The sequence below is a fragment of the Clostridium sp. OM05-9 genome (assembly GCF_003481465.1).
Taxonomy (GTDB): domain Bacteria; phylum Bacillota; class Clostridia; order Lachnospirales; family Lachnospiraceae; genus Coprococcus; species Coprococcus ammoniilyticus.
Window position 1 is genome coordinate 432,210 of sequence record NZ_QULF01000002.1, and the last position, 16,338, is coordinate 448,547.

The following is a 16,338-nucleotide window of genomic DNA, read 5'->3' on the forward strand; positions in this document are numbered from 1 at the left end:
AATATGTAATATCAGCTCTCATTTAATCATCAAAGCATACCTCTTGCTGAACAACCAAATACGATCTTACATTACCGATCAAAGCAAACTACTATCGTATAAAGCAGCAACGTACTTTTGATCGTCCTCGTTAATATGTATCGTGGTCGTCGTAATCGTCGAATTCATCGCGTTCATGATCCATGAACTCACGGCTGGAAACCTTCTTTTTGGTACGTTCATCTTCTACCATATTTGATAACATTTCCTTGACCTCTCTGGACTTCTTGATGTTCTTGATCTCGAAATCTCCCATTGTCTTATCTGCGGAACAGCATTTGATCGTTCCAAGTCCGCACATTCTCTGCCATAATTTACGTTCCAATGAAACATCCATGATGCGATAAAGTCGTACTTCATCTTCTTGCACACTGAAGAACCCCGTACTGATAAATAACCGATCCTCTGATAAGCTGTACTTTGTAAATGTCCATGGTAATCCGAAAAATATACGTTTGCGATCCTTCCATATAATCTCTGCCATTTCAAAACCTCCCATATTTTTATAAATCTGTAAAAATACTAACACACCTCCCGCTAAAGTTCAACAAATGGATTTTCTCATCCGGCTGTTTTCAGATTTCCGATTGCAACCTTTCCTCTTTTCCTGTAAACTAGAGGCAAGAATTTTATCGCAATCCGTTGTTTATTGCAGGGAGGTAAGAGCTTTATATGCTTAATATAGAAATTACTGAAACAAAAAACTTCGTTAAAAAGCTTTTGATGGAACCGGTCTTTGACACATTTTTGCTAGTGGAAGCCTATGTCCGTTCTGACGTTTCTTATACGATCGACGGCAGACTGAATCCATCTTTTTTTGATACGGAAGAACTGGAAGAAATGACCTCAAAGACTTATACGACATGGGGGGCTGTCAGACATCATATCTTCAATGTCATCAAGGGCAATAAACTCCCATTAAACTTCAAGATCGTGCTGATCTTATCAGACGCGAACATTAACCGGATCATTGAACAGAACCATCTGAATCTCACGACATCCGACATTGCAAATCTGTCTTTAAACATCTACTTTGACGGAGAAAAGATCTCACTTACAACGATGGCATCCATGAACATTTTCTCCATGGATAAAACACTTGCAAACATCTGGGATGCAAATGTATCTGCTTTTTTTAAACAGAATCAGATCTTTTAACCACCTGCTACAGCACTCATTTCTAAATAAACCATAAAATATTTATGAATTATTAGCACTCGACATATTTGAGTGCTAATTTTGTCTTGACTTCTATTTTTTTCTGATTTATGATACCTGTTAGTGATAACACAGAACAGATAGGGCAGATATTTCTCGCATTACACATATATAGATATTTGCGTATTCCGATTTGTTCTGACAACTGGAATAATATAGAATTTATATAAGGAGATGCATTTTTATGAAAAAAGGAAGTTTATCAATTAACAGCGAAAACATTTTCCCTGTCATCAAGAAATGGCTATATTCCGACCATGATATCTTTGTCCGGGAATTAATCTCAAACGGCTGTGATGCTGTAACAAAATTAAAGAAATTATCTCTGATGGGCGAATTTGACGAACCGGACGAACCTTATCGTATCGATGTGATCGCAAGCCCGGACAACAAGACCTTACAGTTTATTGATAATGGTATCGGTATGACTGCTGAAGAAGTCGAAAAGTATATTAATCAGATTGCATTTTCCGGTGCTGCTGCTTTCCTTGAGCAGTACAAGGACAAGGCAACAGAGGAACAGATCATCGGTCATTTCGGACTCGGTTTCTACTCCGCATTTATGGTTGCCGATAAGGTAACGATCGAATCCCTTTCCTACAAACAGGACGCAGAACCTGTATATTGGGAATGTGAGAACGGAACGGACTTCTCCATGGATAAAGGCGACAAAGAAACCAGAGGTACTGTTATCACCCTGTATCTGAATGAAGACAGCTATGAATTTGCAAATGAATACCGTATCAAAGAAGTAATTGACAAATACTGCTCTTTCATGCCTGTAGAGATCTACTTTACAAATGCAGATGCCCCTGCAAAAGATGAAGAAGAAAAGGCAACCGAAGCTGAAGCATCAGAAGAAGCTACTGCTGAAACCGATGAAACAAAGGATGCTGCCGAAAAGAAAGAAAAAGAAGCACCAAAGCCTTTAAATACTACAACACCTCTCTGGACCAAGCATCCAAATGACTGTACAGACGATGAATACAAAGACTTCTATCATAAAGTATTCCATGATTACAAAGATCCATTGTTCTGGATCCACCTGAACATGGACTATCCATTTAACCTGAAAGGCATTCTGTACTTCCCGAAGATCAATACCCAGTACGATAATCTGGAAGGAACGATCAAGCTGTATAACAACCAGGTATTCGTAGCTGATAACATCAAAGAAGTTATCCCTGAATTCCTGATGCTGTTAAAAGGTACTATCGACTGTCCGGATCTTCCGCTGAACGTATCCAGAAGTGCTCTACAGAATGATGGATTTGTTAAGAAGATCTCCGATTACATCACAAAGAAGGTTGCCGATAAATTATCCGGTATGTATAAGGTTCACAGAGAAGATTATGAGAAATACTGGGATGATATCAACCCATTTATCAAATTCGGCTGCTTAAAAGATGAGAAATTCTTAGAGAAGATGAAAGATTTCTGTATCTATAAGAATCTGGAAGGCAAATACCTGACTCTGCCGGAATATCTGGAAGCCGGAAAAGAAAAATACGAAAACAAAGTCTTCTATGTTACGGATGAAGTTGCTCAGTCACAGTACATTAACATGTTCAAAGAGGAAGGCATGGATGCCCTGATCATGACACAGACGATTGACAGCCCATTTATCACGCTTCTGGAACAGAAAAATGAAAATGTACATTTCTACAGAATCGATGCAGATCTGTCCGATAATTTTGTAGATGAATCATTATCCGAAGAAACAGCAAAGGATTATACCGACAAGCTGACCGAACTCTTCAAGAAAGCACTGGATGTCGAAAATATCACGATCAAGGTAGAAGCATTAAAGAATAAAGACTTATCTTCTATGCTGACCTTATCTGAAGAATCCAGACGTATGCAGGAAATGATGAAAATGTATGGTATGGCCGGTATGGGCATGGATCCTGCCATGTTCGGCGGCAAGGGTGAAACACTGGTATTAAATGCCAACAATAATCTGGTCAAATATGTCCTTGACAACCCAGAGGGCGAGAACACTCCTACCATCTGCTGTCAGTTATATGACTTGGCAGTTCTTGCCAACAGACCATTATCTGCCGATGCCATGACCAAGTTCGTCGCAAGAAGCAACGAGATCTTAAGCATTCTGGCAAAATAATGCCATTCATTTAAAATATAAAACACAGGGATTGCCCCTATACAGACCATAAGCCCCATTATAATATGACATTTAGTGAAGGTTTCGTCGTGAAATGCATATTGCCAGTAAATACGAGCGCTTGTCTGAGCCAACATTTAGTTGGCGAGTTAGCGCAGGAGTATTTACGAATCAGGCATATGCATTGAACAGAAACCGTAACGAGTCATTTATAATGGGGCTTATGGTCTGTATAGGGGCAATCCCTGTGTTTTGTATAATTATGTGAAAGTATTATTTTGCCAGAATCTCAATTCCGTGCTCGGTCATAAGAAGGGTGTATTCCCACTGGGCAGATGGCTTGCCATCATCTGTACGAATCGTCCAGCCATCGTCAGCATCCTGCCATACGTCAGGCACACCTAGATTGATCATTGGCTCGATCGTAAATGTCATGCTTGGAGCAATCACATAATCCTTGCCCGGCTGTCCGATATGGCTGACATACGGATCTTCATGGATATCAAGTCCCACACCATGTCCGCCGATCTCACGGACAACAGAATAGCCCCGCTCTTTGGCAAATGTATTGATCGCATATCCGATATCACCGATCGTTGAATATGGCTTACATACTTCTACTCCAAGATCCAGTGCTTTCTTTGTATCCTCTACCAGCTTCTTCCAGACCGGATCAACATCTCCGATCATGAACATACGGGACGAATCACCAAAATATCCATTATATTTCGTTGTACAGTCAATGTTGACAATATCTCCATTTTTCAGGATTGTTTTCTCATCCGGGATACCATGACATACAACATCGTTGATCGATATACAGACACTCTTCGGATATCCTTCATATCCAAGGCAGGCAGGTATTGCATTGATTGATTTCGTATATTCATAGATTCTTCGATCAAGCTCACCTGTAGATACTCCTTCTTTTACAAATGGAGTGATGAAATCAAGCACCTCTGTATTTACCTTGGATGCCACACGGATCCCTTCGATCTGTTCCGGTGAACGCATCATTCTTCTTGTCGGGATCTTATATCCCTTTAGCTTCATTTCTTCCAGTTTGCTGTCGATGTTCAAATGGCAGGATTTGTATTTCTTTCCACTTCCGCACCAGCAGATATCATTTCTTCCTAGTTTCATTTTTCTACCAACCGTTTCTACTTTACGCCATAAATGTCATAATAAGCATCGATCGCAGCCTTTAACTTATCATCGATTATGACTTTTCCCTTATATTCTTTATTATATAAATGCTCTACAACCTCTGCCATTGTAACAATAGCAGTTGTCTGGATACCATATTCTTCCTGAATCTCTGTCAGTGCACTCTTCTTGCCCTGTCCACGCTCCATACGATCAACAGAAACAACAAGTCCCATAACATCTACATCTCCCTGTGCCTTAATAATCGGCATAGTTTCCTGGATCGATGTTCCGGCTGTTGTTACATCTTCAATGATAACAACCTTATCACCATCTGAGATCGGGCTTCCGAGTAAGATTCCCTTATCTCCGTGATCCTTGATCTCTTTTCTGTTTGAGCAATATTTGATGTCTTCATCATACATTTCTGCAATTGACATGGTAGTTGCTACTGAAAGCGGAATTCCCTTGTATGCAGGTCCAAACAATACATCAAAATCAAGACCAAACGCACTGTTGATTGCTTCCGCATAGAACTCACCCAGTCTCTTTAACTGTGCCCCTGTTCTGTAAAATCCGGTATTTACAAAGAAAGGTGTTTTTCTTCCACTCTTTGTTGTAAAATCTCCAAATTTTAATACATTACAATCGATCATAAATTCAATGAATTCCTGTTTGTACTGTTCCATTTTTCTTTCATTCCTCCTTGATTTCAGACCATTTATGTACCCTTTAGTTAGGCATTTCGAACTCATTCTAGCACAAATGGTTTCGAAACACAAATGGTTAATTTTTCTGTTCCATTTTGTATCTAATTGTTGTACAATAGCCAAAGGTCTATATTTTTCGACATACCTTTAGAACAATTCCGTCCTATATTACCATATTTACGAAAAAATATATACATTAGAAAGGAAATTTTATCAATATGAAGAAAAAAACAGCACTTTTTCTCTGTCTGATCCTGCTTATTTCCACTATCGGAACAGGATGCAGCAGCAAAAAAGACGCCATCCGATTCGGTGCAGCGGATATCGGCGGTATCTATTATACCTTTGCAAATGCTTATGCCGGTCTGGTCAACAACGATGCCCCTGATTACAGCATTGAAGCAAAGAAGACTGCTGGATCTGCGGCAAATCTACGACTGCTTGCCGACGGTTACATTGATCTCTGTATTGCACAAAATGATATGATTGATGACGCAGTAAATGGAACAGGCACATTTGTGGGGAAATCGATCAGTGGATATTCCGCTATCGCCTCTCTGTATCCGGAAGCCTGCCAGATCATTGTAAAAAAAGATTCAAACATTAAGTCTCTCGATGACCTGACCGGAAAAACCATAAGCATCGGAGCATCCGATTCCGGTACGGAACGAAATGCAAAACAGATCCTTGAGGTTGCCGGTCTGAATAACGATCTGGTCAAAACCACAAACCTTGACTATATCGATGCTGCCGAAAGCCTGGTTTCCGGTGAAATTGATGCTTTCTTTGTTACAGCAGGCATTCAGACCACGGTCATTGAAGAGCTGACAAGAACCTGTGATATCCGTTTGATCGGACTTAACGACAGTTGTAAAAATAAGCTATTGTCTGCTTATTCGTATTACTCCGATTTTATCATTCCCGCAAATACCTATTCCGGTCAGACCGAGGATGTATCAACGGTCTGTGTGCAGGCTGTCATGCTTGCAGATAACGACTTATCGAAGGATACTGTAGAAGATCTTACGAGGCTTCTGTTTGAACATGCAAATGATCTGCAATATTCACTTTCGATCGATATGCAGTTAAATGAACAGGCAGCAACAAAGGGCATCACGATCCCATTTCACAAAGGGGCTGCTGCTTACTACAAAGAAAAAGGGATTACCGTTGATGTACGATAATTTCTGAACATAAGAAAGGGTAATTATGAAAATTCAATTAGATATGTATCAGACACTTGCGATTGCCGTCCTTGTGTTGATGCTTGGAACATTTTTGAAAAAAAGGATCTTCTTTCTGGAAAAATTCTGTATACCTTCTCCTGTTATCGGCGGACTCTTATTTGCAATCTTCACCTGTATCTGTTACAGTACGGGATTGGCAGAATTTTCCTTTGATGATACCCTACGGGAAGTCTGTATGGTATTCTTCTTTACCTCTGTAGGTTTTCAGGCAAATCTGAAGGTCTTAAAGAGCGGTGGCAAATCACTGGCGGTCTTTCTGGGGCTTGTTATTGCTCTGATCGTACTTCAAAACCTGCTTGCTGTCGGTATGTCCAGGATCCTTGGACTTGACCCTCTGATCGGTATGTGTACCGGATCAATCCCAATGGTCGGCGGACACGGAACCGCAGGTGCCTTCGGTCCGGTTCTGGAAGACTTTGACATATCCGGTGCAACCACAATCTGTACCGCAGCTGCAACCTTTGGTTTGATCGCCGGAAGTCTGATCGGCGGTCCACTCGGAAAACGACTGATCGAGAAAAAGAATCTGTTAGAAACGGTTGTGCCTGAAGATGACAGCCTTTTGATCGAAGAAGAAAAGAAACATGAACGTCATACAAATATGTATGCAGCCGCTGTTTTTCAATTGATCCTTGCAATAGGACTCGGAACGATATTCTCATGGTTACTGACAAAAACCGGGTTAACTTTTCCAATCTACATCGGTGCTATGATCGCAGCCGCACTGATTCGAAATATCGGTGAATATTCCGGTAAATTCACGATTCATATGGGTGAGATCAACGATCTTGGCGGTATTGCTCTCTCCCTGTTCCTCGGTATTGCAATGATCACATTAAAACTATGGCAGCTTGCATCTCTCGCTCTTCCATTATTTATCCTGCTGACCAGTCAGGTTATTCTGATCTGTCTGTTCACATACTTTGTTGAATTCAACATCATGGGACGTGACTACGATGCTGCTGTTCTGGTTGCCGGAACCTGTGGTTTTGGAATGGGGGCAACACCAAATGCCATGGCAAATATGCAGGCAATCTGTGATAAATATTCGCCATCCGTAAAAGCCTATCTCCTGATTCCGCTTGTTGGCAGTTTATTTGCAGACTTTATCAACAGCCTTGTTATTACATTCTTCATCAACCTGTTATAAAAGGAGGATATTCTCATGTTCGGACATAGAAAAGATAAGAAAAAAGATTATAATCTGACTTACGACAATCTCGCAATCCCTGAAATTCATACGCAGTCAGACTCGGATTCGAATGACGCTGACACTTCGAATCCTGTACATACAGAATCTTCCAAGGAGGAAGCGAACATCTCCTATGATGTCGCCATCCCTGAAGTTCATATCCGGAAGAAAAAATAAAAAACTCCCTACAGTCGATATCACTGTAGGGAGTTTTTTATTTATTCATCACGCTTCATATAGACCTGCTCGAAGGATTCAATATTCACAGGCTTACTATACAGATAGCCCTGAATATGGTTGCATCCCATTTCCTTCAGGTATTCTGCCTGTTCCTTGGTCTCTACTCCTTCCGCTATACATTCCACTCCAAGATCTGTGCACATCTCAACCAGATGTCTTAGAATCGTTCTGCTGGCTATATTCTTGTCTATATTATAAACCATACTCCGATCCAGCTTGATCACATCAAACTTCATAGAAGAAAGAATCGATACATTGGAATATTTTGTTCCAAAGTCATCCATGGCAATCCTGAAACCTGCAGTATGCAGTTTATTTGCAATTCTGGTAACCATCTCATGTTCCATCTCACCAACAGACTCTGTAATCTCGATCTCGATCATATCCTTTGGAACTCCATAAGATTCAACAATCGCATTGATACGCTCCGGCATATCTTCTTCCAACAGAGATATTCTGGAAAAATTACAGGAGACCGGGATCAGATTATACCCTTCTTTTTTCCAACGTATAAGCATTTTACATACATTTTCAAGCACAAAGAGATCCATATACTTTATATTTCTGCTTTTTTCCAGACGATCGATCACATTTGCGAGGTTATCCGGTTTGGCATATCTCACCAGTGCTTCTGCACCATAACAACGACCATTCGAATAGTCCACCTTCGGCTGTAAATACACAAAGAACATTCCGTCTTTAATGTCTTTTTTTACAAGCTCTCTCGTTAATGTACTCCATTTATAAGAATGTTCATCCTTCTGATCGTACCACTTCTGTTTCTCCATATAGAGCATATCATACGCATGGTTTTCCATCCGCTTGATATCTTTCTCATAATCATCCCATACATATCCGATACATGCCGTAAAATCGCCAATCTTAAGCTGACCTTTCAATGCACGAACCTGATCCAGGAAATCACACTGTGAAATATTCTCACAAATTACAGCAAAATCGTCATCCCCAATCCGATAAATACAGGATTTCGGAAATACCTTATCTAACAGTCTGTAATAATCAATCATCAGATTATCAACAAAGGACTGTCCAAATTCATCAAATATATTACGCACTTCATTGATATCAATAATCACGATACCCACTGATTCCAGATTCTGTCTGCGGTTTATATAATCCATATAGCAGATACGATTATATGCTCCCGTTATACGATCATGCGTCACTTCATAATTTCGTTCTTCTGCAAGCGCCCGGCTGACAATATCATTTCCAATATACAAAGACAAAAGATTCATAAGCTTCAGGTCACCACTGTGAAGCTGCGGATTAAAGATAATGATCCTTCCAATAATCTCAGACTTATTGTCTTTGATCGGAACAGAATACATTGACCATATCCTGTTTTCCAAAAAAAACGAATACAGATCCGATGTTTTGTATGGGTAGTCCGAAATATGATTAATGATCAGTGCACCTTTTTTACTAGATATACTCTGCAGTTCTTTCCGGACAGTTTCTTTATAAAAGATCTCCAGTTTTTTCCCATACGAATTACTATTTGCTGATTTCCATTCATGACATTCATATAACTTATTGGAATCACATTCCACCAGACAAGCATGTTTTGCGCCATAATACTCTCCAAGTGTTTCTAACAGTTTGCTGTAATTTAAGGAATGCTCTACTCCTGTAGAAATCTGTGTAATACTGGATACCAACGCATCCTCAATATCATAACGGTTAGAAAGAACCTGTGTTACTTTATCGGCATCAGAAATATCAACAGCCATCTCCATACGACACTTTCTTCCATGCCAGTTTACAATCCTGTCTTTTAAAACATATTCTTTTCCGTTATTGAGATTCTTATGATGCGAGATAAAACTCTTCTCCGTTGATAACAGCTTATTCGTGCAGAAGCTGCACGGAAGATCCATACCCTGAAGCACCTTATAACAATGCTTGTCAATATAAGAAGTATCATCTTCATCCAGACCAACACCAAGCTTGGCTGCCTTATTCATATATTGTAGCTTATAAGAATTCATCTCCGTTACATATACAACATCTGAGATGTCATCCAACAGATAATCCTCTTCATCCGAATAACTGCTGAACTTGGAATTTAATACCGGTTTAGCCTCATCCATCTTCTCACAGAAAAGCATACAGCGGTCTTTGCCCTGCCGCTTGGAATAATATAACGCCTGATCTGCTTTATAATATAAAGAATCGAATTTTAATGACTTTGATATAGTATCAACTGCAATACCGATTGATGCCGAGTGCTCCGCCTTACATTTAATCGCACGAATTCCTTTATTAAGTGTCTTCGCAACCATACATGCCGTATCTTCATCGACTATATCCGGAATAAACATAGAAAATTCATCTCCACCGAGACGACCACAAAATCCACCATATGTATTTGCAACACTCTCCAGAACAACTGCTGTGTCACACAACAAATCATCTCCGGCATAATGTCCCAATGCGTCATTTACTAATTTAAAATCATCCAGATCGATCATATAGAGTGCACACAGCGTCTCATCAAATTCCACAAGAAACCTGGATACTTTAGACACAAAGGTGCTATGATTATAAACCCCTGTAAGGGAATCACGTTCCGCACGCAGAATTAATTCCTGACTCTGCAGTTTCTCCTCATGAATCGAATACAACTTACCTACAATCTTTTTTACCACACCGTTTGTATCAGCAACACTGACAAGCATTGCACGATGCCAGAGATACATACCGTTACCGATAAAATCGACCCTGATTTCAACGGTTTCGGTATCCTTAACAGCTGTCAGTTCAGCCAATACGTCTGATACCTCTTTTTTGTCTTCCGAGTAGATCAACTGACACTGAGCAAGGTTTGCAATAAAATCTTTATCATCAAAAACCGTTACGGTTCTGCCATCCATATATTTAGATATAACCATGCTGTCATCTTCAACCGTATAGGTAAACAAGAGTTCATCACTTCCCTGCGCCACTAACTTCAACATCTCGGTCTGTGCACTCTTTTCCAGTTCTTCTTTCTTTTTATTCGTAATATCTACACAAACAGCGCATATGGAAAAAACGCTTTTTCTTGCTGCAAGGAGCGACAGGCATACCTGCACCCAATAATATGATTCCGGATTATTTTTATTAATAAAGCGATATTCACCAATTGTCATCTTATTTGACAACAAGGTCTCCTTAATCTGTCGTTTCAGTTCTTTCCGATCTTCTTCAAATGCCAGATTGATATATTCATTTCCTTCTGTACCAAGCTGACCTTTTTCCAGATTGAACATCTTATAAAAGCTCTCACTGATATATTCTACTGTAATTTTCTTATTTCCGATATCAAATACTCCGACACCACCCGCCAGATTATTGAGAATGGACTCCAGCATACGGTTCTTATCCGCTAATTCCATATTAAGTTCAGAATTAATATCGGTCAGATTTTCAAGCTGTTTCGACAGCTTCTTGGTATTTGTTATATCTGTAATAAGGATTTCTCCGCACATTTCTCCTTCTTCCGACTGAAATGCCCGCCCAAAACAGAATACATATATAACTTCACCATTTTTCTTTTTTAACCGATGTCCCAGATATGCTTCTCCCCGGCTCGTCATCTTTGTATAGATGATCTGTGTATAATCCTCCCAGTCTTCATCTAGCATAATATCCTTTACATGAAGCTGTAAGCGTTCTACATCTTCCGCAGAGTAACCTAGGATCTGTTCAAATCCCTCATCTACCTTTAGAATCCTCATATCTCTGATACGTGCCTGATATCTGGAATATATAATTTCTTCAAATTGTTTTTCCATAACCAACTAACTGCCTCCCCAATACATCCTGTAAAGCAGATAACCCAATATCTTTTATTTTACACACCCAATTAACTCATTTATATCATCAATCTGATTCTCGATCAGATATTTTTCAATTCCATCTGCAATCTCCACTGTTGCATATGGATTATTGAAGTTTGCTGTACCAACTGCGATTGCCGATGCACCTGCCAGAATCATTTCAAGAGCATCCTCAGTCGTAGCGATACCACCCATGCCTATGATCGGAAGCTTGACAGCATTTGCAACCTGATACACCATCCGTACTGCGATCGGATGGATCGCAGGACCTGATACACCGGCAGTCTTATTCTTTACAGCAAATGTACGACGCTTAACATCAATCTTCATGCCTGTAAGTGTATTAATAAGTGACAGTGCATCTGCTCCACCTGCTTCCGCAGCTCTTGCCATCTCAGTAATATCTGTAACATTCGGACTGAGCTTCATGATCACCGGCTGCTTTGCAACCTTCTTTACTGCCTGTGTTATATCATAAAGAGCTTCCGGCTTCTGACCAAATGCAATTCCTCCCTCTTTTACATTCGGGCAGGATACATTCATCTCAAGCATATCAATATCTGTATCTGCCAGCCGTTCTACGACATCTATATAATCTTCCTTTGACTTTCCGCATACATTTACGATCACTTTTGTATCATATTTTGCAAGGAACGGAAGATCTCTTTTTATAAAAGTATCAATACCCGGATTTTGAAGTCCGATGGCATTCATCATTCCGCCATATGTCTCTGCAATTCTGGGTGTCGGATTGCCCGGCCACGGAACATTTGCCACACCCTTTGTCGTAACTGCTCCCAGACGGTTCAGATCGACAAATTCCGAATACTCCATACCTGAACCAAATGTACCGGATGCAACTGTAATTGGATTCTTCCATTCTACTCCTGCGATGTTTACCGCCATATTTACTTTACTCATTACAGTTCCACCTCCTCAGCATAAAAGACAGGACCATCTGCACAAATCCTTGCATTGTGTACCTTTGAATGCTCATCCACATTCTTTGTCTGACAGACACAGGCAAGACAGGCGCCTACACCACATGCCATCTTTTCTTCCAATGAAATCTCACAACGGATATTCTGCTCTGCCGCATACTGTTTGATTCCCCGAAGCATCGGAGTCGGGCCACAGGCATATATGATATCACCGGTTACCGCACATGCTTTGATCGCATCTATTACATTTCCCTTTGTTCCATGCATTCCATCTTCGGAAGACAGATACACACTACCATATGGTTCAAATTCTTCATTTAAGAAAAGCTCATCCCGGTATCCAAGTACGATGGACTTCTCACAGTCCAGCTCTTTTGCGAGCTGCAGCATCGGTGGAATTCCGATTCCTCCACCGATCAGAATTGCTTTTCCAGACTCCTTCATAAAGCCATTTCCAAGCGGACCAAGAATATCAACCGTATCTCCTGCCTGTAATTTTGAGAACTCATTTGTTCCCTTTCCAGCGATACGATATACCAGACGAAGCGTACCTGCTTCTTTATCAATTCCACATAAACTGATCGGTCTTGGAAGCATGCGGCTTCCATCCTTTGAATATACAGAAACAAACTGACCTGCAACCGCCTGCGATACAATCTCCCCTGCTTTCAAGATCAGACTATATATATCTGTTGCTATACAGGTCTGGCTCACAACCTCTGCTGTTATCTTTACTTTTCCCATGTATCTATGTCCTCCCGTGATCTCTTGCATATGATCTGTACGCCTCCACTATCACCACGCATCGTGTACTGCATACTGTTTTTCTGATAAATCCGATATTTATAATACGCTGTTGATATCTTCGATCATATCAACAACAGCCTGACGGGAAGCATCTGCATAATTTACTTCGCCAAATGAAGCATATTTCTCCTGCTTGTATGCTGCAATGATCCCTCTGGATGAATTTACGATCGCACCAAGTCCGTCTTCATTGAAATAATGTACCAGATCAGCAGCCTTACCGCCCTGTGCTCCGTAGCCCGGAACAAGAATAAATGACTTCGGCATGATCTTACGAAGTACCTTACCCATCTCTGGATACGTTGCTCCTACAACAGCACCGACACTGCTGTAACCGCTCTCACCGATCGTATCTTTGCCCCATTCATTAACCATAGCGCCAACCAGCTCATATAACGGCTTACCATCGATCAGACGATCCTGGAATTCACCGGATGAAGGATTTGATGTCTTGACCAGTACAAAGATTCCCTTCTTCTCTTCCTTACATACATCTACAAAAGGCTTGATTCCATCGGTACCAAGATATGGATTTACAGTTGCAAAATCTTCACCAAATACGGAATATGTCTTACTTCCGACCGCAACCTTTCCAAGATGTCCGACTGCATATGCTGCAGATGTTGATCCGATATCGCCTCTTTTAATATCTGCGATCACAACCAGATCCTTTGACTTACAATAATCAACCGTCTTCTGGAATACCTTTAAGCCCTCGATACCAAACTGCTCATACATAGCAATCTGCGGCTTAACAGCAGGGATCAGATCATGAACTGCGTCCACAATACCCTTATTGTACTGCCAGATGGCTTCCGCTGCGCCCTCTAAAGTCTCACCATATTCATCAAATGCTGTCTTCTTTATATATTCCGGCACATAGGAAAGCATCGGATCCAGTCCAACAACGATCGGTGCCTTTGTCTCTTTGATTTTTTTTACTAATTTGTCTATCATGTCTTTTCTCCCTTATATATAAAAATTTATTGTTCACAATAATAGCTTCCAAGTATCTTAAATGTCTCTGTCTCATTTATCAACTGGAATACAAGTGCCTGGATCTCTTTCTGAAGCAGGTTTCCGTTTAACTCGATATAAAACCGATAATTCCATTCTCCTCCACGGAACGGCACCGAATGGATCTCGGTCAGATTCACGCCATAATCGGATATCATCGATAATACACTCGCCAAACTTCCGCTCTTATTCTTGCATACAAATACGATCTTTAACCGGTTATGCTCCGGCAGAACTACCAGTTGTTTCCCGAATGTAACGACCTTCTTCCGGTGTCCCTCGTCCAACACCTCATCACACCTGTAAATATAGAGATCATTCATGGCAAGTGCTTCATGCAGGGAATCCGATACGCCATAGCTGATATCCTCAAATATACCCATTCCGGCATCTGCTTCATCCTTCCGGATCAGCTCCATGACCTGTTCATAATCACTGACCGTATTTACCAGATCTCTGGAATAGCCCTGACATATGTAAAGTTCATGCTTCAGCATGGCAAGCTTCTTTACCTTCGGTTCCTCCGTCACAAACGATACATTCAGACAATTACGAAGTTCTAATGTTCTCCCATACTGATACTTTCTGCTGACCTCCATAATACGCTTGATCAGTGCCGTATATTCTTTCTTGATGCTGTCGTCTACATCCCCGGTCAGCTTCGTTATGATCGCTTCTTCCCGATCCGGCTTATATATAGCATCCTCTGATTCCGCCTTTACCCTTGCGACTTGATCTGCAAGTATCATTCGTTCCTTAAACAGCGACTTGATCTGCTTATCAACCACGTCGATCTGCTTTCTAACTTCCTCTAATGTCATTTCTCCGGCTCCTTTTGGCATAACATATATTCATTAATATATCATTTTTTCAGCATGAAGTAAACCGCTGCACACGGAAATGATCGAAGTCCTGCGTCAGTTTTTCAAAACGGGACAAATAGCAGAACGACAAATGCTGCAACCAACAGCACTCCCAAAAGTACTCCACAAATGATCTTCCATTTCGTATTCTTAGACAGAATCATACATATTAGAACAATCAACACTCCTGCCATATCGATCCCGACATCGATCATTTTTCCGCTCCTGCCCGGAACCAATAACTGATGCATCTCATCCGAACATGCATATAATAACGAAATTAAGACAGCTATGCTTCTGTTATAGAATCTGCTCTGGCTCATGGATTTCTTCACCGTTGCCAGATATGAAAGTAAGAACAGGATCGCATATTCTGTCATATGTGCAGTCTTTCTTATAACAAGCTCCAGAATATCCTGTAGCTTCTGCATCTCCTGCGGTGAATCCTGTCGTACCTTTTCCAAGAGATTTGTTATAAACAAACTGATCTTCCCACTCTGTCCTGAAGATTCCTGTCCGGTCTTTCCTGACATATAGAATATAAATACCATCCATATGATAACCGGAATTATATAAAGAAACCTTTTTTTACTTTCTTCTGTATTCTGCTTTCTTTTTCCTGATGAGAACTTACTGTTTGCCGATCTGTCTGTATTTTTATTTGCTTTTCTATTTGTTGTTCTTGATCCGCCTGAAGTTTTAGCTTTATTTGCATTTGTGGATTTTGCTTTATTTATTGAATTATTCTTCTGCATCTCTGTCCAAATCCTTTTCTGATATGTTCATTCGACTCATTCTTTATTCTTTTACCTTACTGTTCTTTCATCTTGCCATTTCTTCTCCCGTGTTTTTCTAAAATAATTTACTCTGGTCAAATTATCCAAAAAATAATATTCAAACATCCCGTATACCTTTATAATAGCTGCTTTTTTTCAGCAGATTTCACATTGT

At 40.5% G+C, this 16,338-nt stretch carries 14 protein-coding genes; 5 read left to right on the forward strand and 9 right to left on the reverse strand.

The genetic code is table 11. From position 1 onward, the window contains the following. Positions 1-130: 130 nt before the first annotated feature. Positions 131-523: a PH domain-containing protein gene (locus DXB77_RS05075; protein WP_243100145.1), complete on the reverse strand. Its 393-nt coding sequence runs from the start codon at positions 521-523 to the stop codon at positions 131-133. A 188-nt stretch (positions 524-711) separates the two neighbouring features. Between DXB77_RS05075 and DXB77_RS05080 the strand changes: the two genes are divergently transcribed. Both DXB77_RS05080 and htpG read left to right on the forward strand, forming a co-directional pair. Continuing rightward, the gene (locus DXB77_RS05080) at positions 712-1,197 is read left to right on the forward strand and encodes a DUF5721 family protein (protein WP_008401024.1); all 486 of its coding nucleotides are present in this window, start codon (positions 712-714) and stop codon (positions 1,195-1,197) included. Positions 1,198-1,441: 244 nt separating this feature from the next. Then, complete coding sequence (gene htpG, locus DXB77_RS05085) at positions 1,442-3,379, forward strand: molecular chaperone HtpG (RefSeq protein ID WP_118662767.1); 1,938 nt, start codon at positions 1,442-1,444, stop codon at positions 3,377-3,379. Positions 3,380-3,652: 273 nt separating this feature from the next. Here htpG and DXB77_RS05090 read toward each other — a convergent pair whose 3' ends face one another. Both DXB77_RS05090 and pyrE read right to left on the reverse strand, forming a co-directional pair. Further along, on the reverse strand, positions 3,653-4,522 hold the full coding sequence (locus tag DXB77_RS05090; RefSeq protein WP_118662768.1) for a methionyl aminopeptidase: 870 nt from the start codon (positions 4,520-4,522) through the stop codon (positions 3,653-3,655). Between the two features lie 17 nt (positions 4,523-4,539). After that, positions 4,540-5,214: an orotate phosphoribosyltransferase gene (pyrE, locus tag DXB77_RS05095; protein ID WP_044944879.1), complete on the reverse strand. Its 675-nt coding sequence runs from the start codon at positions 5,212-5,214 to the stop codon at positions 4,540-4,542. 239 nt (positions 5,215-5,453) lie between these two features. Here pyrE and DXB77_RS05100 point away from each other — a divergent pair, with 239 nt between their 5' ends. Genes DXB77_RS05100 through DXB77_RS05110 form a run of 3 tightly spaced genes read left to right on the forward strand, consistent with a single transcriptional unit; the run spans position 5,454 to position 7,851 of the window. Next, positions 5,454-6,419, forward strand: a complete 966-nt coding sequence (locus DXB77_RS05100; RefSeq protein WP_117807488.1) for a TAXI family TRAP transporter solute-binding subunit — start codon at positions 5,454-5,456, stop codon at positions 6,417-6,419. Positions 6,420-6,444: 25 nt separating this feature from the next. Further along, complete coding sequence (gene gltS / locus DXB77_RS05105) at positions 6,445-7,632, forward strand: sodium/glutamate symporter (protein ID WP_008400636.1); 1,188 nt, start codon at positions 6,445-6,447, stop codon at positions 7,630-7,632. Between the two features lie 15 nt (positions 7,633-7,647). After that, positions 7,648-7,851 (forward strand): hypothetical protein, encoded by a 204-nt coding sequence (locus DXB77_RS05110; protein ID WP_117807487.1) that lies wholly within the window; start codon positions 7,648-7,650, stop codon positions 7,849-7,851. A gap of 41 nt (positions 7,852-7,892) precedes the next feature. On the opposite strand, the gene DXB77_RS05115 is transcribed toward DXB77_RS05110, so the two are convergent. The 6 genes from DXB77_RS05115 to DXB77_RS05140 form a co-directional block, all read right to left on the reverse strand. Then, the gene (locus DXB77_RS05115) at positions 7,893-11,714 is read right to left on the reverse strand and encodes an EAL domain-containing protein (protein ID WP_118662769.1); all 3,822 of its coding nucleotides are present in this window, start codon (positions 11,712-11,714) and stop codon (positions 7,893-7,895) included. A gap of 54 nt (positions 11,715-11,768) precedes the next feature. Then, complete coding sequence (locus tag DXB77_RS05120) at positions 11,769-12,680, reverse strand: dihydroorotate dehydrogenase (RefSeq protein WP_117807485.1); 912 nt, start codon at positions 12,678-12,680, stop codon at positions 11,769-11,771. Beyond that, on the reverse strand, positions 12,680-13,444 hold the full coding sequence (locus DXB77_RS05125) for a dihydroorotate dehydrogenase electron transfer subunit (RefSeq protein WP_117807484.1): 765 nt from the start codon (positions 13,442-13,444) through the stop codon (positions 12,680-12,682). The genes DXB77_RS05120 and DXB77_RS05125 overlap by 1 nt, the downstream gene beginning before the upstream one ends. Before the next feature lie 99 nt (positions 13,445-13,543). Beyond that, positions 13,544-14,464 (reverse strand): orotidine-5'-phosphate decarboxylase, encoded by a 921-nt coding sequence (pyrF, locus tag DXB77_RS05130; protein WP_118662770.1) that lies wholly within the window; start codon positions 14,462-14,464, stop codon positions 13,544-13,546. A 26-nt stretch (positions 14,465-14,490) separates the two neighbouring features. Next, a complete protein-coding gene (locus DXB77_RS05135; protein WP_117822583.1) occupies positions 14,491-15,345 on the reverse strand; it encodes a chorismate mutase in 855 nt (284 codons plus the stop codon). Between the two features lie 104 nt (positions 15,346-15,449). Beyond that, complete coding sequence (locus DXB77_RS05140; protein WP_118662771.1) at positions 15,450-16,142, reverse strand: VanZ family protein; 693 nt, start codon at positions 16,140-16,142, stop codon at positions 15,450-15,452. Positions 16,143-16,338 lie beyond the last annotated feature (196 nt).